This is a genomic window from Hoylesella timonensis 4401737 = DSM 22865 = JCM 15640 (assembly GCF_000455445.1).
Taxonomy (GTDB): Bacteria; Bacteroidota; Bacteroidia; order Bacteroidales; family Bacteroidaceae; genus Prevotella; species Prevotella timonensis.
The window spans coordinates 341802-363883 of record NZ_HG417091.1 but is presented as its reverse complement, the minus strand read 5'-3'; the positions used below and the strand labels follow the sequence as shown (position 1 = coordinate 363883).

Sequence of the window (22082 nt, the reverse complement as noted above, 5' to 3'; positions counted from 1 at the left end):
TAGTCTATTTTGTTGTCCAAAACAGACTGTTTTGCTCGCCAAGCTCAATGAGATTCTGCCACTAACCCAGGCATTTAGAATAAAAAACGCATGTACAAGTGTTGTACACACGCTTATTGTGGCTTGAATGGGTCTGTAATTCGAGCTAAATTACATAAAAGTGTAGTGTTAAATCCTTGCCGTTTATTGACAAAAATAGTAAAAAGACTAATTCACTGTATTTACAGAATAAGAACCGTCACTTGTCTTTTTGAAAGTAATAGGCAAAGTATTTTGCAACAAATGTAGCACCGAGTCAATATCTTGTTTATGCTTGATTTTGCCAGAATATGTGCTTCGTAAATCTACATTTGCACCGATCTCCATACGTACTCCATAGATTTTCTCAAGCTTGTTGACAATCTCTATGATTGTAGCATTAGAAAAAGGTATAAGATTGGTGTGCCATACAGCGTCAACACCATCATCTATATTTGAAACGGTCATGTGCCCAGTCTGATAGTCAAGTTGAGCTTTCTGCCCAGGAATCAGCACCATCTGTCCTGCAGAAAGATTGCTCTTCACCTCTACCGAACCTTCCAGAAGACTTACTTCAGAACGCATATTCGTGGCATCGTTCTTAAAATCAAACACTGTACCCAAGACTTTCACAGCCATAGCATCGTTTTCAACAATAAAAGGTCTGGTACTATCTTTCGAAACCTCAAAATAACCTTCACCCGTCAGCAACACTTTACGCACATCTCCTTCAAAATGCTCTGGGTATCTGAGTGAGGAATGATGATTCAACCATACTTTACTCCCGTCTGGCAGCAACACCTGCTTGGTGGTAGAGCCATTGGTTTGAGCCATTATGTATGTTTCTTCATCCCCTGACCATTGTGCATGGCTATACCACAGCAATGCCGTTCCTGCCAATATGGAAAGTACTATCGCTGCTGCATATCGACGCCATTTCTCCCAAAAAGGATGATATTCTTGATGTGACATGGTAGCATCTGCATTGTTATGCACTCGTTTCAAGGCTTCCTCTACTTTCCACTGAGGCATAGAACGACTTTGCAAATGTTGATAGATTTGCTCCATCTGCAACAGATATTGCGCATGACGCTTGTCTTCAGCCATCCACTCATTAATCTGCTTTAGTTCATCCTCAGAACATTGTCTGGTAATAAAATGGATGATAATATTTTCATTCAGTTCACTCATTAGCAAAATTGTCTTTTACTTTATAACAATCTCACAATAAAATATACTTAATCAGAATAAAAATTACTGATATTTGATAACTTTTGACGCAAGTATTTTAATGCACGATACATATGAGCTTCCACTGTACGAACTGAAGTGCCCGTTAATTCAGCAATATCATTGTTGTGAAGTCCCTGTAAATAACTCATCCGGAAGACCTCGCGGCATCGAATAGGCAACTCATTAATGGCATCATCCAGCATACTGCCTAATTCGTTGTTTTCAAGCGTATGAATAGGATTCTTCAAATTACTTTGAAGAGTCTCTAACAGTTTACTGCTGATATCATCCAACTGTTGAATGTAGCCTGAAGAAATCTTTCTACGTTTAAGCAAATTGATTGAACGGGTATAGACAGCACGATAAAGGAACGAAGAGATTTGGTCGCCAAATTCAATGTCGTCACGCCGTTGCCAAAGGTCAGTGAACACATCCTCTACAACATCTTGTGCATCATCCTCACTACCAACCAACCCTTTTGCGTAAAAGAACAGCTTGGCATACATTTGTCTGAATAAAGCATCATAAACTATGCTGATGTTTCGTTGCATTCTACAATCCCACAAATACTTGTTAATTGGTACAAAAATACTCAAAAAACCTGAGTTCGGAATAAGAATGTGATGAAAAAGTTAGTAATCTCGCTATATTTTTGTACCATTATATCTGATTATCAAATAGTTGTAAATTTTAATAGCGATGATTATCAAAGATAAAATTACAGAGAATTCTTGTATTGCAGATGACTTTTGCAAGGATTTCGATGTTAAAATACCTGAGTTCAGAATAAAATTGCACCTGTTCTCGAGTTCCCCAAAAGGGCATAGCTCTTTCGTGTTTTACCAGCGACAGCAGGCAGTGACCGTCACCCGTTCTTAAATTTGTATGCAGTACTTTGTTTGATTTAATAAAATTTTTACGAAAACTATTGCAACTTATCGTAACTTTTCATATATTTGCAACAGAAAGCCAATGGGAATTCTTAAAATCCTTTTATAATATCAATGAACTAATACGAAAAATATGAAAAAGTTATTGTTTCTCATGGTTTGCTTCATGAGCTGCACCACTGCGATGGCCCAGACAGCCATCCATGGCAGAGTGCTCGATGAAGGGACAAACGAACCGCTCATAGGAGCAACGGTGGTTGAGCAAAACACCTCGAATGGTACCGTTACCGATGTGGATGGCGCATTTAGGCTCACCGTGGCAAAGCTGCCCGTGAGCATCAAGGTGTCGTATATCGGCTATTCCGAAAAGGTCGTCACGGTGACCTCGGCCCAACCGCTGACCATCCAGATGCAGGACATCAGCAACGAGCTTTCCGAGACCGTCGTCATCGGCTACAGCGGCTCCATCATCCGCTCAAAGATGACGAACTCCATCGCCAAGGTGAAGAACGAGAGTCTCACCACGGGCATGTTCTCCAACCCCTCGCAGGCACTCTCGGGTGCCGTTGCCGGCCTGAAGGTGGTGCAAGGGTCGGGCAACCCCAACGCCTCGCCCACCATCGTACTGCGCGGCGGCACCGACTACGACGGCAGCGGGGCCCCGCTGGTCGTGGTCGACGGCATGATCCGCAGCTCGATGGCCGACGTCAACCCCAACGACATACAGTCCATGGAGGTGATGAAAGACGCTGGCGCGACAGCCATCTACGGCTCCAGGGCCAACAATGGCGTCATCCTCATCACCACCAAGAAAGGCAAGGACGGTGAGGGTAAAATAGGCTTCAGCTCAAAGCTGTCATGGAACTACTTCAACAACCCATACAAGTTCCTCGACGCTGGCGACTACCTGTACTACCAGCGGCGCTCCTACCTCTACGCCAAGCAAAAGGGAACGGTCACGCTGAGCTCGCTCAGTGGCAACCAGCCCTACGGGACAGGCAACAAATACGAGGCCGACGGCAACAAAAGCTCGGCAGGCATCTGGGGCGTCTACGAGTACGGTGCTCTTGCGCCCGACGTACAGAAGGAGCTCATCGGCAAGGGCTGGAGAACCATGACGGACCCTGTGACAAAGAAGACCCTGATCTACGTGAACAACCACATGGAGGACTTCAACATCAACACCCCCAGCTTCTCGCAGGACTACAACATCAACTTCAGCGGGGGCAACGACCGTGGACACTACTACACCAGCCTGGGATACAACAACAGCGAGGGCAACGCCATCAACAACTACAACCGCAGGCTCTCGCTCTTGCTGAACACCGACTACAAGATAAAGAAGTGGCTGACAAGCTATTCGAGCTTCAACTTCTCCACGGCCAAGTATCAGGGCATATCCCCGTTTGCTGGCGAGGCGAACTACTTCTCCCGGAACTTCTCCTATCCTCCGACATTCCGCGCATACAACAACAAGGGCGAGTTGCTGCTGGGCAAGAACTCGGGCGACGGCAACCAAAAGTTCCTGGAGAACGCCATCGACCAAGACTACTCAAGGCAGAAGTTCACCTTCTCACAAGACTTCAGGTTCAGCATCGTGGACGGGCTCACCCTCGACCTGAAGGGCGACTGGTACTATCAATACTATACTGGGCAGAGCTTCTACCACACCTACCTGAGCTCGCCAGGACGCTACTCCACGGGGCACAAATCGTTCGCTGAATCGGAAAAACACCTCACACAGACCTACAACGTGCTGCTCAACTACAACAAGACACTTGGCAAGCACACCGTCAGCGGGCTCCTGGGATGGGAGTACTTCCATCAAAAACTCTTCGACCTGCAGGCAAGCGGCAGCAACCCAGCCAACAACTATTTCCGCGACCTGGAATACACCGTGACCGACGAGGGCAAGCGCATGGTCGACACAGGGCACTCCAAGTTCATCACACAGTCGTACTTCGCACGCGTCAACTACGACTATGATGCCAAGTACCTGGCAGGAATCACGGTGAGGCGTGACGGCATCTCCAAGTTGAGCAAAGACAACAGGTGGGGAACATTCCCAGGACTCTCCCTGGGCTGGGTGTTCTCGCACGAGAAATTCATGGAAAAGACCGCCGGATGGCTGAGTTTCGGAAAGGTTCGCGCCAGCTGGGGAAAGAACGGCAACGTAAACTCCACGTGGGTGGGCGACTACACCGTGCAGGGAGCCTACGCCATGGACACCTACCACGGCACGACAAGCTATTACCTGAACAACATCCCCACGGCCTACTTGACGTGGGAAACGTCGAGGACGCTGGAGCTGGGACTAGACCTGGGATTCCTCAACAACAAGATACAGGCAAACATCACCTGGTACGACCGCGTGACCTCCGACAAATATGCCAACATCGTAATCCCCGCATCGTCTGGCTTCACGAGCATCACGTCCAACAACGGAAAACTTCGCAACCGGGGTGTCGAGCTCGAGACCAACTGCCACATCCTCAACACCGCTGACTGGAAGGTGGACTGGGCGTTCAACATCGCACGAAACACCAACAAGATACTGCAGTTGCCCGACAACGGCCGTGACAAGAACCGGCAGGGCGGATACGAGGTGTATACCGGCAACGGAGACAAGAAGATGTGGGTTGGCGGCTATGCCGAGAACGAGACGCCGGGCGACCTGTGGGTGTTCCAGGCCGAAGGCATCTACAAGACCTACGACGAGATACCTGGCAACCTGATAGACAAGTCGACATCGAACAACGGAGGCAACAACAAATACCTCTACGGCCCAGCCGCATACCAGTCGACAGGCAAGGCGGCCGGAGGTCTTGCCATCATGCCTGGCGACATCAAGTGGAAAGACGTCAACGGCGACGGAGTGATAGACAACTACGACCTGGTGAAGGTAGGGAACATGACACCCAAGTGGACAGGCGGCACCACCCTCACAGCCTCGTGGAAAGGACTGGCCCTGACTGCCCGCCTTGACTTCGCACTGGGATTCAAGACTTACGACTACCGCACGCCATGGATCATGGGCAACATGCAGGGTACATACAACACCCTGACCAACGTGAAGGACACATGGTCCGAAGACAACCCCAATGCAAAATACCCCATCTACATCTGGGCCGACCAGCTGAACGCACGCAACTACGACCGCTACAACTCCATGTTCGTGTACAACGGTGACTACCTGTCGTTCCGCGAGCTGACCCTCTCGTACTCACTGCCCAGGCAGTGGCTGAGCAAGGTGTCCATAGAGAGTCTCACTGTATCGGTGACAGGACAAAACCTGGGCTACCTATGCGCGGCACCCTATGTGTTCTCCCCCGAAGTGGCCTCTAACTGGGGAGGCTATCCACTGCCTAGGATGCTGGTGCTCGGACTGAACCTCACCTTTTAACTCCCGTGATGACAAAACAAGAAAAAACAACTCTAAAAATACAAAGCGATGAAAAACCTACATAAAATATCAGGGCTTCTCCTCATGGGGCTCCTGACCATGTTTACCAGCTGCGAGTCACTGGACCAAGCCCCGGAAGACTTCTTTGCCAGCGGCAACTTCTGGAAGGACCAGCCACAGGTTTCCGGATACATGACAGGGCTGCACAGATACTTGCGCAGCAGCTATGGCATTCATTTCACCATGGGCGAGCTGCGCGGTGGCCTGCTGGGCGATGGCGACGATGGCTCGGGCGTGTCGGTGTTTGGGGAGTCGATGTACAACCAAACCATCATCAAGCAAGACCTAAGAGCTGACAACGCGCTCTTCAACAACTGGGATGGACTCTACGGTGAAATCGTGCGCGTCAACCTGGCACTGCAGCAGATTCCCGAATGCACATTCCTGACCGATGCCCAAAAAAACCTTTACCTGGCACAGGCCTATGGCATACGAGCTTACTACTATTTCTTCCTCTACCGTACATGGGGAGGCGTGCCACTGGTCACAGACGTGGCCATCACCAAAGGAAAAATATCGGCGGCCGCCTTGTCCAGGCCTCGTGCCAGCGCGGCTGAAGTGATGAAACTCATCAAAGACGACATCAATGCCTCTGAAGAGAAATTTAAAGTCTTGGGAAACGACGCCTTCACCAGCCCGTACGAATGGAGCGCATATGCCACCTGCATGCTGAAAGCCAACATCTATGCGTGGGCGGCAAAAGTATCGACAGGCAATTGCAAGGCTACCGGCAACGCCGACCTGCAAACGGCAAAGGCTGCGCTTGGCAAGGTAATCGACAGCGGGAAGTTCAAGTTGATGCCGGAGTTCTACCAGGCATTCAGAACAGACTTCAAGCAGAAGAACAAGGAGAACATCCTTGCCGTGTCGTTCAACACAACGGACAAAGCGTATATGCCAAATGCCAGTTACCTGTGCGCACAAGCCAACTTCTTCACGGCTGCATTCGACAGCGAGGGCAACGCGCTGACACTGTCAAACAACGACCCCTTTGGCACAAGCACCCTAATCAACGGCATCGTACGCTATCAATACAAGGAAAGCTTCTGGCGGTCGTTTGACAAGGACGACAGCAGGCGCGACGCTACATTCTTTGCTGTGATGGGCTCCAAAAAAGACCCCATGACGGGTGCTAACTTCGGAAGCCTTCTCAAGAAGTTCGCCGGCCATTATGACGTGGCAGAAGGAACTCATTACTTTGATTGCGACGGTCCTATCTTCCGGTATGCCGAGGCACTACTGCTGATGGCAGAGATAGAGAACGACCTTGGCAACGACCCCAGCCCCTACATCAACCAGATACGCGAACGGGCCTATGGCAGCGACTATCCTACATACACCCGTCAAGACAAGTACAAAAACACGAAGGCCATCCTTGCCGAGGCTGACAAGGAATTTGTGTTCGAGGGAAAGCGATGGTTCAACCTGCTGCGCATGCACGACGCAAATGGCAGGGCATTGGTGTTCGACGGCACGGTGAACTATCCGTTCATACCTGGGAAAGACGAAGGGGCATTGCTTCGCGAGACGGAGAGCTACAAGGTTTTGTGGCCTGTTTCCGTAAGGACAATGACAAACGACCCTGCTGTCTTGCAGACGGAAGGGTATAAGTGATTGGCGGCATTCATGCCAAATTGTCATATTGATTTCAGCTGGGCACGGGTGTTTGCACGCTTCCCGTGCCCTTTTCAACACGCAACGTCCATTTTCATCATGAGGACGAACACAATCATAAAGAACCTCGACATCATGACGAGGTGAACAATCGTTCAGGTGGATTTAAAAAATATTTTGTATATTTACAGACGATTCACTCCATTTGTTGTCCTGCCTAAGTCTGGACAGCATGTTTGGCAAGAAAAAAGAATGTGCGTAAAATAAAAGCAATGACTATAACAAGACCTGTTCATCAATTACTAATTTTTATCTTCATGGCATGTATCTGTAATCATGATGCCGGTGCAAAGAGCATTGGGCATCTTCAAATGGAACGAATCAAAGGGTTTCCAGTAAGCGAGAAAGGGATAGAGAAAGGGGTTTCGGCATGCTTTGCTGGTATTGTTGACGACTATCTCATCATGGCAGGTGGGTGTAATTTTCCTGATGTTCCTGCCGCTGATGGCGGCAAGAAGAAATTCTATCAGGGGATTTACGCTGCTAAAATAAGCACAACTGCGGATTCACTTGATTGGCAGTTGATAGGTAAGCTACCCGAACCTTGCGCTTATGGCGTATCAGTCAGCCTACCCAATGGCTTGCTTTGCATGGGTGGATGTAATGCCGAAGGCTCATCTGATCAAGTGTTCAAGATAACCATTGAACAGGGGAAGGCTGTCGTGGAAGCCTACCCTGCCCTCCCGTGGAAACTGGATAACTTTGCAGGAAGCCTCGGTTGTTCTACTGTGATGGTGTACGACGGCTTACACATTGCACAACTTCAGCTTGAAGATTTGCAAAAAGGCTGGCAAATACTTCCGCCTTTGACAAGTGAGGTATTAGGACAACCTGTCTGTGGCCACACTGACGGTGCATTTTATGCGTGGGGAGGATGCACCTCCAAGACAGACAAACAAGATGCCCAGTTACAAATACAGGGATACCAGTTTACCAAAAGTGGAGCAAAACCAGTAGAAGGACCACGAACATGTCAGCAAGAAGAGATATATCTTGGAGGAGCAGCTGCCGTGAACTGTGGTGATGCAGGTATTGTTGTTCTGGGCGGTGTGAACAAAGACGTTTTCGAGGCTGCCGTGAACCGTCCCATGCCTGGATATATGAAACATCCTATAGCATGGTATCGATTCAATCCCTACATTAACTTGTACAAGAATGGCAAGTGGACACTTTTGGGAAGCCATGAAGTTGCAGCGAGGGCTGGAGCATCTTTGGTGTTCGATGGCTCTCATATATATATAATAGGTGGAGAACTGAAACCGGGAATCAGAACTGCGGAGATATACCGCTTCCGTTTACCCTTATAACCGCTACATTTGAACTAAAACCTAAGAGAAGAGAAAAAAAATGAACCTGAAAGAAAAAAAATATCATCCGTGGCTCGTAGTTGCACTGCTATGGGTGGTAGCATTGCTCAACTACATGGATAGGCAGATGCTCTCGACCATGCAAGAGTCGATGAAAGTAGATATTGTAGAATTGAACAAGGCAGAAGCATTCGGTGCACTGATGGCAGTATTTCTGTGGATTTACGGATTGATAAGTCCGTTTGCAGGCATGATAGCCGACCGTGTAAGCCGTAAGTGGCTGGTGGTAGGCAGTCTGTTTGTTTGGTCGGGCGTGACCTATCTTATGGGATATGCCGAAAATTTCACACAACTATATTGGTTGCGCGCCTTTATGGGCATTAGTGAAGCGCTCTACATCCCTTCCGCACTGTCACTGATAGCCGACTGGCATGAAGGAAAATCACGCTCTTTGGCAATTGGCATCCACATGACGGGCTTGTACACGGGACAAGCCATAGGTGGATTTGGTGCTACCATTGCAGCCATGTTTACATGGCATTCGGCATTCCATTGGTTTGGTATCATTGGAGTTGCGTACTCAATCGTGCTGTTCATTTTCCTTTACGAAAATCCCTCACACGCACAGTCGACCTCTTCCACGACACATAATAAAGCCAGTATCAATCCTTTCAAGGGGTTAAGTATTGTGCTGTCCAATTGGGCTTTCTGGATTATCTTGTTCTATTTTGCGGTTCCGAGCTTACCAGGATGGGCAACAAAGAACTGGCTACCAACGCTCTTTGCTACCAATTTAGGCATTGATATGTCGAGTGCAGGACCCTTGAGTACCATTACCATAGCTGTTTCTTCATTTGTGGGTGTCATCGTGGGAGGTATTATGTCCGACCGATGGGTACAGAGAAACATCCGAGGACGTATCTACACCAGTGCCATCGGACTGGGAATGACGATACCAGCCTTGATATTGCTTGGGTTCGGACACCATATTGTAGCCATTGTTGGCGCAGGTCTGTGCTTTGGTGTGGGCTACGGTATCTTCGATGCCAACAATATGCCCATTCTTTGTCAGTTTATTTCGACCAAACATCGTGGCACTGCCTATGGTATCATGAACATGGTAGGCGTGTTTGCTGGCGCCTTGGTGACGCAAGTGTTGGGCAAATGGAGCGATGGCGGCAACTTAGGATTAGGCTTTGCTATTTTAGGAGGTATCGTGGTGATAGCACTGATATTGCAACTGGCATGTCTAAAACCAACGACAGATAACGCATCATAGTTGTTGGCTAAACTTGAAAGCAATAACGGGGAGCGCTCTTCAGGGCTTATCTCCTCAAAATTCAAAATAAAAATCATCAACATATAAGAAATGGAAAAGATTTTAGGATTAATTGACGCACCATTCACACCATTTCATGAGAATGGCGACTTGAACTTAGAACCTATTGAAAAGTATGCAGCCATGCTGCAAAAAAATGGATTGCAAGGCGTATTTATCAACGGATCGTCTGGAGAAGGCTATATGCTCACCACCGAAGAACGCATGCAATTAGCTGAACGCTGGCTCAAAGTAGCTCCACAAGGCTTCAAAGTCATTGTGCATGTTGGCAGTTGTTGTCTGCGCGAGAGTCAGAAATTGGCAGCACATGCTCAAGAAATAGGGGCATGGGGGATTGGCTCCATGGCACCTCCATTTCCTAAAATAGGCAGAATAGAAGAATTGGTGAAATACTGCGAAGCTATTGCAAACAGTGCTCCTGCCCTTCCTTTTTATTATTATCACATACCAGCCTTTAATGGTGCTTTCCTTCCCATGCTGGAATTGCTGAAAGCTGTGGACGGAAGAATCTCCAATTTTGCTGGTATCAAGTACACATTCGAGAGTTTATACGAATACAATCAATGCCGACTGTACAAAAATGGTAAATACGATATGCTGCATGGACAAGACGAAACGATACTGCCCAGTTTAGCACAAGGCGGTGCACAGGGTGGTATTGGTGGAACTACCAACTACAATGGGCGCGAACTGGTGGGCATTATCGAAGCGTGGAAGAATGGGGATATTGAGACAGCTCGCGAAAAACAAAACTTTTCACAAGAAGTCATCAACGTGATTTGTCGATACCGTGGCAACATTGTAGGCGGCAAACGTATCATGAAACTTTTAGGTTTTGATTTGGGACCTAATCGTGTTCCATTCCAGAATATGACCAACGAGGAAGAGCAACAAATGAAAAAAGAACTGGAAGCTATCAACTTCTTCGATCGTTGCAACCAGTTTTAATATTGAAAGAAAATATTCACAGAAATGGAAATCAAAAACTATATATCCCAATGGGAAGAACGCTATCACAGCGATTTAATGAATAATATCCTGCCGTTTTGGCTGACAAATGGTCTTGACAAAGAGCATGGAGGTGTGTACACCTGTCTGGATAGAGACGGAAAGCTGATGGATACCACCAAATCGGTATGGTTTCAAGGTCGGTTTGGCTTTATAACAGCCTATGCTTATAACCATATTGAGAAGAATCCTGCATGGCTCGAAGCATCAAAGAGCTGCATTGACTTCATCATTCACCATTGCACCAACGAGGATGGGCGGATGTATTTTGAGGTGGCAGCTGACGGTACACCCCTACGTATGCGTCGCTATTTGTTCTCAGAGTGCTTTGCCGCCATTGCTATGTCCGAATATTCGATAGCTTCTGGCAAACAAGAATATGCAGAAAAAGCATTAGAGGTGTTCCACACCATTCAACATTATGCCAACACGCCCGGACTACTTGAACCCAAATACCTGCCCGCCATGAAATGTCAAGGACATTCGCTGACGATGATTCTCATCAATACAGCCTCACGATTGCGAGAGGCTATTGATGCGCCAGAATTGACAAAGCAAATAGACTTGTCGCTCGAAAAGCTGGAAAAGTATTTCGTACATCCCGAATACAAAGCCATCTTAGAAACCGTAGGACTGAATGGTGAGTTGATTGACACACTCAACGGGCGTGTCATTAACCCGGGACACTGCATCGAAACATCGTGGTTTATCTTGGAAGAAGCACGCTATCGCAACTGGGACTCACACTTAGTTGACTTGGGAACAAAGATTCTTGACTGGTCGTGGGATTGGGGATGGGACGAGAAATACGGTGGCATCATCAATTTCCGCGACTGTAAGAACTTCCCACCACAAGACTATTCGCAGGATATGAAGTTCTGGTGGCCACAGACCGAAACCATCATTGCAACGCTGTATGCCTACTTAGCCACAGGAGATGAGAAGTACATCGAGAAACACAAGATGATTAGTGAGTGGACATACCGCCACTTCCCCGACAAAGAATACGGTGAATGGTACGGCTATCTGCATCGAGACGGCACTGTGGCTCAACCTGCCAAAGGTAATATCTTCAAAGGACCGTTCCACATTCCACGCATGATGATGAAGAGTTATTTGTTGTGCAAGGACATTATGGAAAAAGAGAACGAGAGTAAATCACGATAGATAGAGGTGGGAAGTTGAAGGATAAAGATAAATATTGGCGTATAATCGCTCATTGAATCCAAGAGTTGATGCAGCCATTAGGCAAATCATCTACCCCTTCAACTTCCTACTTCTTCAATAAAAAGCATGAACAGAATTATACACAGCAATGTTATAGTTCAAGAATTCTCTTCCTTGCTATTAGACAAACACCTATCACACCTGCTCTATCCTTCAGTTTAGAAAGCACTAACTTGGTATCACGATTCATCAAATTGAGCGAATATTTTAATACAGACGACTTGATAGCGTGCATTAAATAATCCCCTGTGACAGATAAAGTGCCACCTATCACCACCAACTCTGGATTAAAGATATTGATAAGACCTGCTATGGACTGTCCCAACTTGCGTCCCATACTTTCTACAACCTCGATACATAGGGTGTCGTCATTGCATGTTGCCTCGATAAGGGCTTCCATACTAAAGTTTCCTTTGTCGTCTTGTTGAATGTTAGACGATTCTCCATTACTCACACGCTCTTTCACTATTCGCTCAAAAGCAAGCCCTGAAACTTCTGTTTCCAAACAACCTTTCTTTCCACAGTGGCAGATAATTTCGTTGTTCACAAAGAAATTGTGTCCAAATTCTCCAGCATAACCTGACTTACCCTTGTACAAATTTCCATCGATAATCATCCCCAACGCTAAGCCCCAACTCACGTTGATGTACAAAACGTTCTTTTCTCCATGGGCACATCCTTTGAGATATTCGCCATACGTCATGGCTCTTGTGTCGTTTTCTATGGTTACCTTAAAGCCTAAGCGATGACTCAAAAAGTCTGCTAATGGTGCTTCGGAAAAATTAAAAACAGAATAACTGTAACCAGTATCAGGATTAACACGACCTGAAATATTGACATTAATATCAAATATCTTTTCTTTGGGTACACTGAGTTTGTCAGTATAATTAGAAATAATGCTACAAAGCTGCTCCAACGCTGCTGGTGTGTTCTCGTGTTTATAACTGTTATCGGTCAACAAATCAATCAAGTCTCCCCTAAAATTCATCAATCCGATATGCACACATGTAGCATTGATGTCCACTCCTATGAAATATCCAGACTCCGGGCTCAGTCCATAAAGATTGGGATGCCTGCCTTCTTCTGTCTCTAACTTTCCATATTCAATCACGAAACCCTCATCACACATTTCATTGACAATCTTCACTATCGTTGGAACGCTCAAATTAAACTCCTTTGCCAAGTCGGCATTGGTTGCATTACCATTGACTATAAAATACTCAATAATTTGATTTTTAATCTGATTGTTCTTGCTACTTTTTTTGTTTTCAAATAAAGATTTCATATAAATGTGCTCCTATTAAGTTTTTTATCTTGACGTGTTTTCTTGTGTGAAGAAGAACTATTTAACGACTGTCCGCATCTTCTCGTTGCCTTTCACACACAGCCATAAAACAAAAGATAATGCTTCTTTATTATATTTCTTGAAATATTTCTTCGGCTGATTTCCTTACTTTTTCAGGCTGTTTCACCGAGATGTCTATATAACCGACAGGGATAAGAGCAACAGCCTCAAAGTCTTTGACGGGAAAATACTTCTTGACAAGTTCGATGTCGTAATGACACACCCAGCAAGTTCCTAATCCTCGGTCGGTTGCTGCCAAGCAAAGATGCTCGGTAGCTATCGCCACATCAATATCCGCATGCTGCTTACCATCCTCTTCTCGAACCCAACAAGCTTGTTCATTCTTCATGGCAATAACATACATGGGAGCTGTCTTAAACCACTCTCTATGATAACATTGGCGGAGTTTCTCTTTTGCTTCTTGCGAAACAACAAAGATAAATTTCCATGGCTGTCGGTTTGCTGCCGACGGTGCCAAGCGAATGGCTTCTTTTAGATAAGCAATATCTTCCTCACTTACCATATTATCCGTGAATTTTCTCACAGCATAACGGTCATTACAAAGCGATAAAAAGTCGGTCATGATTTTATATTGGTTAATTCGTTTGTTTTTCATCCGTCCATTCTTTGCAATAAAAAGCTATTCCCATTGTCGTTACGTGGCTGTTCATTCATTTACCATGGGTCGACAACACCAACGAGACACTTTGAGCATCACACCCAACCCAGGTATCTCTTTCAACAAAAAATATTTTTTATTGCTCCGCACCAGTCGCCCACTCAATCCTTTTAAGGGACCATATTTAACATATACGGGCGTACCCACCTTTAGTTTGGCTTGTGCTTCTGAAAGGTATTGGCGCATCACTATCTCTGGGTTACACATTGCTTGAAATTCAAACATTTGTCGTGACGGAATCTCGTAATACTGCCTATCCTCTCTACTTTTACGGATAACAGAGCCCTTGAATGGCGCATCTGTCAATATTTTCCGAATTGACAGTTCGGACATGGTTCGTTTGATGAAGATTAAATTTCGCACAACGGGGCGCAACTTCTGTTGCACACGATGCTTTCTATCCTCTACATCGACGTACTCCATAGGAATGAAATAATCCAACTGGTGTTCTTCAAGATAGTCAATCACTTGCTGTGTTTTCAATGTAAAAAGTCGCAAGGCATACCAAGGTAGGTCATCGTCGAGTTGTTTTTGGATAATATCTTCATCATTCGTTGAGGAAGGTAACAAATGTGAGTCATGATGTTGTTGGAGGTTGTCCATGCTTGGTAGGGTTCTTCGAAACACAAAGATAATAATTTTTGATAGAGGAGGCAAGCATTTTTCCTGTTAGTTGGTTCTAACAGTGATGCTATCGTTAGCTATTCTTCTTAACTTGTTCCACAAAAAGCCTTAGTTTTTCAACGTCTTTCACACCTGGCTGTGTCTCAAATTCTTCATTGACATTAATGCCCTGCAGTTGGGGGTGATGTAATGATTGTAACAAAGAGGCATTGAAGAAGCCCATTCCACCACTCAACAAGAAAGGAATAGAACCGTTGTATGTACTCAACATGGCATTGATTTTTTCCAAAGTAGCTTGCTCTGACGCCTCACGCTTGATATCAAACAAAAACAAATCAACGACTTCTTTGTAAGCTTCGCACACTGCTAAATCTTCGATTCCATTGATTCCTATCTTTTTGATAATCTGCAATGTGGGACGAATGTCTGGGCAGATGGTTCGAAGTAGATTATCTATCATGATAGGACTTTCACTCCCATTCAATTGAACATAATCTAAATCATAGTTGTAAACACGTGTCACAATATTTTGAGGCATGTCATCTGCAAAGACGCCCACTCGCTTTATTCTGTGGCAGACCTCATCCGAACGGTTCGTCTGCATCCCTTCTGCGAGTTTTTGCTCACTATAATCAGGAATGATTCCTGCATGACTGCTAATCATCTGAACATAACGAGGAGAGTCGGGAATAAAAACAAACCCCATTATATCTATATCTAACTTGGCTACAGCGCAAATGTTATCAGTATCACGCATGCCACAAACTTTAATTTTCATTGCCATTGGTTGCGTCAGTAAATTATTTTTCTTGTAAAATACTTCCATGAATAGAACACACTCACCGTCTCAAAACATTCCTTGTCACGGTTGGTGTGAACCTCATCCTTGGGTCTTCAGAGAGACTATCACTGCAATATTAAGCATAAAATTTGGAATAATGGAGATTTTCAAATCATATTTTTGATAAAAGGGGGCAAAAAATGAGTCTTTCTGCATCTATCTAAGACCAAAGATTGCTATATTTAATAATGTGAGAGGATTTGGAAACATTTTTTCCTGACTGTATAATAAAGTGATGTCCCGCACGTTATGTATTTATACAAAACATTAATTTAGCAAATGAAGCCTATGCCGTATTTTACTCCTGAAGAACTCAACCCCTCCGAAGCCACACTTCGACTCCTCAAACAGTTGGCACGTACGTACCGTGTCGCAAAGACACAGCATCACCACATTGCTTATTGTCTTAACTAATCTTTATCTGTCACATGAAAAAACTCACACTCGTTTCTCCCTCTCTGCTATCAGCTGACTTTACGAACCTTCAAGCCGATATTGACATGATTAACCAAAGTGATGCAGACTGGCTACACTTGGATGTCATGGATGGCGTGTTTGTTCCCAATATTTCGTTTGGGTTCCCTGTGATTCGCGCCGTATCAAAAATCTGTCAAAAACCACTCGACGTACATTTTATGATTGTTCAACCAGAACGATACATTCAACAAGCTGCCGAAGCGGGGGCTACATTGATGTCGGTGCAATACGAAGCGTGTACGCATCTTCATCGAACCATACAGCAAATTCATGATGCTGGCATGAAAGCAGGGGTGGTCTTAAATCCTGCCACACCCGTACATCTATTAGAAGATATCATCAACGATGTTGATTTAGTGTTGCTCATGAGTGTGAACCCAGGCTTTGGCGGACAAGCCTTTATTGAGAACACCATTGCAAAAGTAAAGCGCCTCCGAAAGCTTATCGACGAGTCGGGCGCTCAAGCCCTCATCGAAGTAGATGGTGGTGTGCAAGAAGATACCGCTCCCCGATTAGTTCAAGCGGGTGCCGATGTATTGGTGAGTGGCAGTTATGTATTCAAAGCGAAAGACCCTATCGCTACTATTCACTGGCTAAAGCAATGCTAAGCGCAAGATGCGAGCAAGGCATTTTGACCATAGCTACAAGTTGTGACCGCTACACTCTTTACCTTTCGCCCGATTATAACAACTGGAGCATCAAGTCATGCTCTTGAGCCATTTTACGCAAGTTAATCAGTGCGTAACGCATACGTCCCAAGGCAGTGTTGATACTTACATTCGTTGTCTCGGCTATCTCCTTGAATGAAAGCTGTTGATAAAAACGCATATACACCACTTCCCGCTGTGTGGTAGGCAATAGGTTCATCATCTTCTTTACATCCTGCAGCACCTGATCGTTCACAAACTTAGCCTCTATGGCCTGCTCAAGCAGTGCTTGATCGCCAAAGTTAGACAAATCGTTGTCTTCGGTTGCCTCAACAATCTTTTCAGACTTTTGGTCACGATAAATGTCCATAATCACATTGTGAGCGATACGCATCACCCATGCACTGAACTTCCCACTCGTTGTGTATTTTCCTTGCTGCAACTTGGTAATGACCTTGACAAAAGTATCTTGAAAAACGTCATCTGCCATGCTACGATCACGAACCACAAAAAGGATGTAGGAAAATATTTTGGACTGATTGCGCGACAATAACAAATCGAAAGCAGCATACTGCCCATTGATATAAGCCATCGCTAATTCTTCATCAGACAGCTCGGTTAAATTTCTCATTTCTTAAAAATTTGATTCTAAGTAAATGTGTTTCTATAGGCGATGGATAATTATTTTTTAACGTAAATAGTAAATAACAGTAGCAAAGGTAGAGAGTTTTGTTCATTTTTCCAAATTTTTCGTTAAAAAAGTTTGTGCAAGAAATTTCATAGAAATTCTTAAGTATTATTTACTTGTTGTTTGTTCTATAAATAGATATTTCTTATTTATGGAATTTTAGACCTATAACTCTTAATATATAACTATTGATAAACAACAATTAACAAAAAAAATCATGAATGTAAAACGACTTTTTGGAATGGCGTTCCTTACCTTGTTATGCTTAGGAACGGTCAAGGCGCAGCAACCATACGGTGGATGCTGGCATCCTAAAGACATTAAGGATTGGTCTCCTAAGACTGACCCTAATGCGAAGTTTAATAGAAGTAGGGTACCATTGGCTCCACGCTTCAGAGAGCCGATGCCCATGAAGGCTAATCGTAATCAGTATTACGAGGGGCAGGTTTGTAACGCCTCCATACTTTTTCCAACCTGTAGTTTGTGTCCTTCACAGGGAGCTAATAACTTTGTTGGATATCAGCCCACCTACTGGCAGTATATGGACAAACTGGTATATTGGGCAGGTTCAGCATCTGAAGGAATTATCATACCGCCACCTGCTGGCTCTATCGATGCAGCTCATGCCAGTGGCGTAAAGGTGTTGGGACAAATATTCTTTCCGCCTAACACCTATGGCGGAAATCCAGAGTGGGTGTATGAGCTATTAAAACAGGAGAATGGCAAATATATTTATGCAATTAAACTTTACGAAATAGCGAAGTATTTGGGGTTTGATGGTTGGTTTATCAATCAGGAAACCGCTGTATATTTCCCCACAGCTTGGCCAGAATTTATCAAGGAGTTTAACCGTGTGGCTGATGAGGCTGGCGACACCCAGATGGAGATTCAATGGTATAATGCTTCTCATCAACCTAACGTTGGCATCTTGGCGAGTCACAAGAATACGTCTCAGTTCTTGGAATATGGATCTGTGGGCGACTATCGTAGCTATGCTGATAGGATTGGCTGTAAGCAGGAAGACATTTTCTCAAAAATCTACGGAGGTATTCAGTGTGTAGATGCAGGTTTGTGTGGCTTTGGCGATGAGTTGAGGAAAGTCTTTGATGTGAACGGCCATTCGGGTTCGGTTGATTTGTTTTGTCCAGAAGAACGTATCTGGAAAGATAATGTCAAGGATTTGTTGAACACTTCCAACAATCAAGGTCAGAAAGCATATACAGCCATGCAGTATACTTTCATGAACGAAGAAGCTACTTGGGTAAACCGATTGGGTGATCCGTCAAAGATAACCGATAACGGTACGCATACATCATGGCCAGGTATGTCGGGATGTGTCATCGAGCGCTCAGCTATACAACAGATGCCTTTTGTATCAGACATGAGTGTAGGTATTGGAAAATATCGATTTGTGAAAGGTGAGAAACTCGCTACGCAAGATTGGTACCACTCTGGTATGCAAAGTGTGTTGCCAACATGGCGTTGGTGGATAGAAAACCGTGGTGACCTCAAAGTGGCAACTAATTGGGCAGATGCATACAATGTAAGCAATTCAATGACTGTCAGCGGTAAGTTAACGCAGGGTGACCACCTCATGCGTCTTTATAAAACCAAGATTGATGTTACGGAAGGTGGTAAATTCAAATTGGTATATAAGTGTTCTGATGACAACACGATAGAAGTAAAGCTGGGTGTTGAGAGTAAAATAGACGGACAAATGGTGACCTTGAACAATCCTGTTAAGGCCAACGAGAATGGTTGGACTGTGGCAGAGTATGATTTGTCACCATTAAACGGTCAGACTGTCTATATGATTGCACTCAATCTTAAAACAAATGTTGAACAACCCAATTATGTGCTGTCGATTGGACAGATTGCCATGTTACCAGCCAACTATGTTCCAAAGCAAATGTCTATTACGAATTTAAGTAATGGAACTAAGTTTGAAGAGTATAAAGGAGACCTTCGTCTGACATGGTATTGGGAGGAAAATACCGATTTAGATCACTTTGATATCTATGTGAAATCAGAAACAGGTGAGAACAAACTTGTGGGGCAGACACGTGGTGAGGGATTCTATGTTCCTACTTTTGATCGTAATGGCAAGGATAAGAAAGTTGAGGTAGAGGTAGTGCCCGTGATGAAGGACGGATCTGAACAAGCTCCTGCAAAGTTGGACGTTGACTATCCTGCAGCGCAATTGTCAGTAGTCACCATCTCTCCAAGTAAGAGTTTTGTGAAGGTTGGTGAAGAAGTGACTTTGAGAGCAAAGGGTACAGGTAAACCTACTGGTTGGAAATGGACGTTGCCTGAGACGCTTGAGCTGAAAGAGGGTAGCAAACTGATCGACAACACTATTACTGTTATAGCCAAGGCTGTGGGTAAACAGAATGTGAAGTTGGAGGCTACCAATGACGCAGGTACATCAAGTACTGAGGTGTGTGCATTCGATGTATTGGAGGAGCATGAAATACAGGAAGTAAATAATGTGGCTCTTTACAAAACTATCAAGTCGTATAGTGGAGCAACGGGTGATGCTGAGTCGCCTCGCAATATTATTGATGGTGATACCAATCCTCGTGACATCCACAACAAATGGTGTAACATAAACTCTACGCACGAATGTGTCATTGACTTGCAGGGAGATTACCGTATATATGGCTTCAAGATATTTGACTGTAAGTCAGGACCAGAAAGCAATGAGAACTTTGGCAATTATCGAGTTTATTTGAGTGAAGATGGCATCAACTGGAAACTGCTTGTAGACGAACAAGGACGTGAGCGTGACAATATAAAGGAGGATTATATTGTACCTACCACTGCAAGGTATGTAAAATTGAATCCATATTCGGACTACGGTATGACATTGCGTATATGGGAGTTCGAGGTGTATGGTGTAAGCAACTCTAACCTTAAGCTTAGTGCAGATAACGAGGTGAGAATGAACGTTTCTGGTACTCATCAGGTAGTATTAACTTATGACATGAATGGAGAGGAGCGCCAAGACCAATTCTATTGTAAAGTAGAATCTTCAAGTACTGACTTGGTGTTAGGTGAACCTGTAGAGGACAAGAATGCGCATACTTTTACAGTGCCTGTCACTACTGGTAAAAATATGGGAGTATCATCCTTGAAGTTCATGGTACACAATGGTTCTTCATATAAGGAAAAGACTGTGAAGGTTATCATTGATGATCCTAAGGCTGTCAACGCTTTAGCTGGATTGTCTGCTAATTTGTTGCAATATCCTGATGGCTATGTGTACAATGCTCCTGTTAAGAAATATACAACTACCGCCTTGACGGATGGTGACCTCTTGAAAGAGGCTTGCGGCATGGTTGAGAATCCTTCAAAACATGAACGTGACTTCTGGGCTGTGTTCTCTAATGACATGGCATGGAATATATCGAAGATTAAAATACACATACCGAGCAACAATCAGGGGAAAGATGATAATGATGTAGAAGGTTGTGTAAACAACAAGATAGAAATACGTGTAAGTGACGATGGCAGCAGAGGATGGACAACTATCCACACTTTCGAGAATATCGGAAAGGTATCTGAATTAGAATACATGTTACCTGAATATGTAACAGCCAGAGAGCTGGCTATTGTTTGTACGCTCAATCCGTTGTTCTATCCTTCTTTGTCTGAAGTGGAAGCCTTCGAGCAAAACAAAGAAGCTGTGGCTACTTGCATCCCTGTAGAAGTAAAAGAAGGCTGGAATGGAGACGTCATTGTAGAAGCGCTGCCCGCTGATAAGCACGTCACCAAAACAGTAGATGCTAACGGCTGGACCTTCTATACCACTGATATAGAACGTGATGAGGGTGGGCACTTGGTTGGTGCCAACCGCATGATTACAACAAAGAATGGTAATGTTTTCAAACTTGCACCATTTGATCAGAATAATGCATTGGTTATCGATGAGTTATATAAGAAGAAGACTATCCTATTCAATCAGCCAGAGGAGGCAGAACGTATCTATGTGCTGTATACCAGTACTGGTGGAGGGAATAACGACATCATGGTTGCACCGATTTATGAAGATGGAACTGCTGGTGATGAATATAATATGAATGCCGTAGATTGGTATGGATATGATGACAATATGACTGCTGTTGGTGGTTTAGGACGTATTATGGCAAAGGATTATGAGTACGGAGAAGCGGAGCTTGATGAATTTGATTTCAGAAATGATTTCCGAGTATTTGAATACGAATATGATGGAATAGACAAAAACAAAAAAGTCAAAGGTCTTACTTTCCGTGAATTCTCCAATGGACAATATGGTACGATACTTGCTATATCTAAATTTGGTCTTCCCGTTTCAACAGGTTTGAAAGAAATCAAGAATACAACGTCAACTCATATTGTCGGTATCTACAATCTCTATGGTATGAAGCTTCAAGTACCAACCAAAGGTTTCAATATCATTAAGTTTGCAGACGGAACAACTAAAAAAGTTTTTATCAAGTAGAATGTAAATATTTTTAGTAGGATGATGTAATAAAAGGAACATCTCTTACAAAGGGTGTTGAATGACATCATCACAATAATCAAAGGCCATATCCAAATCTGTTACTCGGTTGGATATGGTCTTTTCTGTTTGGCAAGGATGT

At 44.5% G+C, this 22082-nt stretch carries 16 protein-coding genes; 9 read left to right on the top strand and 7 right to left on the bottom strand.

Translation table 11 applies throughout. The features are described 5' to 3' along the window. Nucleotides 1-207: 207 nt before the first annotated feature. The gene (locus BN35_RS03540) at nucleotides 208-1209 is read right to left on the bottom strand and encodes a FecR family protein (RefSeq protein ID WP_025072769.1); all 1002 of its coding nucleotides are present in this window, start codon (nucleotides 1207-1209) and stop codon (nucleotides 208-210) included. Nucleotides 1210-1256: 47 nt separating this feature from the next. After that, entirely contained in the window at nucleotides 1257-1802 is a 546-nt protein-coding gene (locus tag BN35_RS03535; RefSeq protein WP_025072770.1) for an RNA polymerase sigma-70 factor, read from the bottom strand. Between the two features lie 472 nt (nucleotides 1803-2274). Here BN35_RS03535 and BN35_RS03530 point away from each other — a divergent pair, with 472 nt between their 5' ends. From BN35_RS03530 to BN35_RS03505, 6 genes are all read left to right on the top strand, one after another. Beyond that, a complete protein-coding gene (locus tag BN35_RS03530; RefSeq protein ID WP_025072771.1) occupies nucleotides 2275-5544 on the top strand; it encodes a SusC/RagA family TonB-linked outer membrane protein in 3270 nt (1089 codons plus the stop codon). A gap of 48 nt (nucleotides 5545-5592) precedes the next feature. Beyond that, nucleotides 5593-7218 (top strand): RagB/SusD family nutrient uptake outer membrane protein, encoded by a 1626-nt coding sequence (locus BN35_RS03525; protein WP_028901031.1) that lies wholly within the window; start codon nucleotides 5593-5595, stop codon nucleotides 7216-7218. Nucleotides 7219-7490: 272 nt separating this feature from the next. After that, nucleotides 7491-8585 carry a cyclically-permuted mutarotase family protein gene (locus BN35_RS03520; protein ID WP_028901032.1) on the top strand — a complete coding sequence of 365 codons (1095 nt, stop codon included), beginning with the start codon at nucleotides 7491-7493 and terminating at the stop codon, nucleotides 8583-8585. Nucleotides 8586-8625: 40 nt separating this feature from the next. Beyond that, a complete protein-coding gene (locus tag BN35_RS03515) occupies nucleotides 8626-9864 on the top strand; it encodes an MFS transporter (protein WP_025072774.1) in 1239 nt (412 codons plus the stop codon). A gap of 90 nt (nucleotides 9865-9954) precedes the next feature. After that, complete coding sequence (locus BN35_RS03510) at nucleotides 9955-10872, top strand: dihydrodipicolinate synthase family protein (RefSeq protein ID WP_025072775.1); 918 nt, start codon at nucleotides 9955-9957, stop codon at nucleotides 10870-10872. A 24-nt stretch (nucleotides 10873-10896) separates the two neighbouring features. Next, nucleotides 10897-12099, top strand: a complete 1203-nt coding sequence (locus tag BN35_RS03505) for an AGE family epimerase/isomerase (protein ID WP_025072776.1) — start codon at nucleotides 10897-10899, stop codon at nucleotides 12097-12099. A gap of 151 nt (nucleotides 12100-12250) precedes the next feature. Here BN35_RS03505 and BN35_RS03500 read toward each other — a convergent pair whose 3' ends face one another. The 4 genes from BN35_RS03500 to BN35_RS03485 form a co-directional block, all read right to left on the bottom strand. After that, nucleotides 12251-13444 (bottom strand): ROK family transcriptional regulator, encoded by a 1194-nt coding sequence (locus tag BN35_RS03500; RefSeq protein ID WP_028901033.1) that lies wholly within the window; start codon nucleotides 13442-13444, stop codon nucleotides 12251-12253. 130 nt (nucleotides 13445-13574) lie between these two features. Then, entirely contained in the window at nucleotides 13575-14120 is a 546-nt protein-coding gene (locus tag BN35_RS03495; protein WP_081411435.1) for a nitroreductase family protein, read from the bottom strand. A 51-nt stretch (nucleotides 14121-14171) separates the two neighbouring features. Continuing rightward, nucleotides 14172-14786, bottom strand: coding sequence for a UpxY family transcription antiterminator (locus BN35_RS03490; RefSeq protein ID WP_081411436.1), 615 nt, complete (start codon nucleotides 14784-14786; stop codon nucleotides 14172-14174). 94 nt (nucleotides 14787-14880) lie between these two features. Continuing rightward, nucleotides 14881-15591, bottom strand: coding sequence for a phosphoribosylanthranilate isomerase (locus tag BN35_RS03485; protein ID WP_309546455.1), 711 nt, complete (start codon nucleotides 15589-15591; stop codon nucleotides 14881-14883). Nucleotides 15592-15936: 345 nt separating this feature from the next. On the opposite strand from BN35_RS03485, the gene BN35_RS14045 reads away from it, so the two are divergent. Both BN35_RS14045 and rpe read left to right on the top strand, forming a co-directional pair. Continuing rightward, nucleotides 15937-16062: a hypothetical protein gene (locus BN35_RS14045; protein ID WP_008123217.1), complete on the top strand. Its 126-nt coding sequence runs from the start codon at nucleotides 15937-15939 to the stop codon at nucleotides 16060-16062. A 14-nt stretch (nucleotides 16063-16076) separates the two neighbouring features. Beyond that, nucleotides 16077-16733 carry a ribulose-phosphate 3-epimerase gene (gene rpe, locus BN35_RS03480; protein WP_025072779.1) on the top strand — a complete coding sequence of 219 codons (657 nt, stop codon included), beginning with the start codon at nucleotides 16077-16079 and terminating at the stop codon, nucleotides 16731-16733. 73 nt (nucleotides 16734-16806) lie between these two features. On the opposite strand, the gene BN35_RS03475 is transcribed toward rpe, so the two are convergent. Then, nucleotides 16807-17403: an RNA polymerase sigma factor gene (locus BN35_RS03475; protein ID WP_008123213.1), complete on the bottom strand. Its 597-nt coding sequence runs from the start codon at nucleotides 17401-17403 to the stop codon at nucleotides 16807-16809. Nucleotides 17404-17677: 274 nt separating this feature from the next. Between BN35_RS03475 and BN35_RS03470 the strand changes: the two genes are divergently transcribed. Beyond that, the gene (locus BN35_RS03470; protein WP_028901035.1) at nucleotides 17678-21940 is read left to right on the top strand and encodes an endo-beta-N-acetylglucosaminidase; all 4263 of its coding nucleotides are present in this window, start codon (nucleotides 17678-17680) and stop codon (nucleotides 21938-21940) included. The last annotated feature ends 142 nt before the right edge of the window (nucleotides 21941-22082 follow it).

Excerpts from the sequence above, each read along its gene's own strand:
- BN35_RS03540 (WP_025072769.1), bottom strand. The coding sequence starts at position 1,209 with ATGAGTGAACTGAATGAAAATATTATCATCCATTTTATTACCAGACAA.
- BN35_RS03535 (WP_025072770.1), bottom strand. The coding sequence starts at position 1,802 with ATGCAACGAAACATCAGCATAGTTTATGATGCTTTATTCAGACAAATG.
- BN35_RS03530 (WP_025072771.1), top strand. The coding sequence starts at position 2,275 with ATGAAAAAGTTATTGTTTCTCATGGTTTGCTTCATGAGCTGCACCACT.
- BN35_RS03525 (WP_028901031.1), top strand. The coding sequence starts at position 5,593 with ATGAAAAACCTACATAAAATATCAGGGCTTCTCCTCATGGGGCTCCTG.
- BN35_RS03520 (WP_028901032.1), top strand. The coding sequence starts at position 7,491 with ATGACTATAACAAGACCTGTTCATCAATTACTAATTTTTATCTTCATG.
- BN35_RS03515 (WP_025072774.1), top strand. The coding sequence starts at position 8,626 with ATGAACCTGAAAGAAAAAAAATATCATCCGTGGCTCGTAGTTGCACTG.
- BN35_RS03510 (WP_025072775.1), top strand. The coding sequence starts at position 9,955 with ATGGAAAAGATTTTAGGATTAATTGACGCACCATTCACACCATTTCAT.
- BN35_RS03505 (WP_025072776.1), top strand. The coding sequence starts at position 10,897 with ATGGAAATCAAAAACTATATATCCCAATGGGAAGAACGCTATCACAGC.
- BN35_RS03500 (WP_028901033.1), bottom strand. The coding sequence starts at position 13,444 with ATGAAATCTTTATTTGAAAACAAAAAAAGTAGCAAGAACAATCAGATT.
- BN35_RS03495 (WP_081411435.1), bottom strand. The coding sequence starts at position 14,120 with ATGAAAAACAAACGAATTAACCAATATAAAATCATGACCGACTTTTTA.
- BN35_RS03490 (WP_081411436.1), bottom strand. The coding sequence starts at position 14,786 with ATGGACAACCTCCAACAACATCATGACTCACATTTGTTACCTTCCTCA.
- BN35_RS03485 (WP_309546455.1), bottom strand. The coding sequence starts at position 15,591 with ATGGCAATGAAAATTAAAGTTTGTGGCATGCGTGATACTGATAACATT.
- BN35_RS14045 (WP_008123217.1), top strand. The coding sequence starts at position 15,937 with ATGCCGTATTTTACTCCTGAAGAACTCAACCCCTCCGAAGCCACACTT.
- rpe (WP_025072779.1), top strand. The coding sequence starts at position 16,077 with ATGAAAAAACTCACACTCGTTTCTCCCTCTCTGCTATCAGCTGACTTT.
- BN35_RS03475 (WP_008123213.1), bottom strand. The coding sequence starts at position 17,403 with ATGAGAAATTTAACCGAGCTGTCTGATGAAGAATTAGCGATGGCTTAT.
- BN35_RS03470 (WP_028901035.1), top strand. The coding sequence starts at position 17,678 with ATGAATGTAAAACGACTTTTTGGAATGGCGTTCCTTACCTTGTTATGC.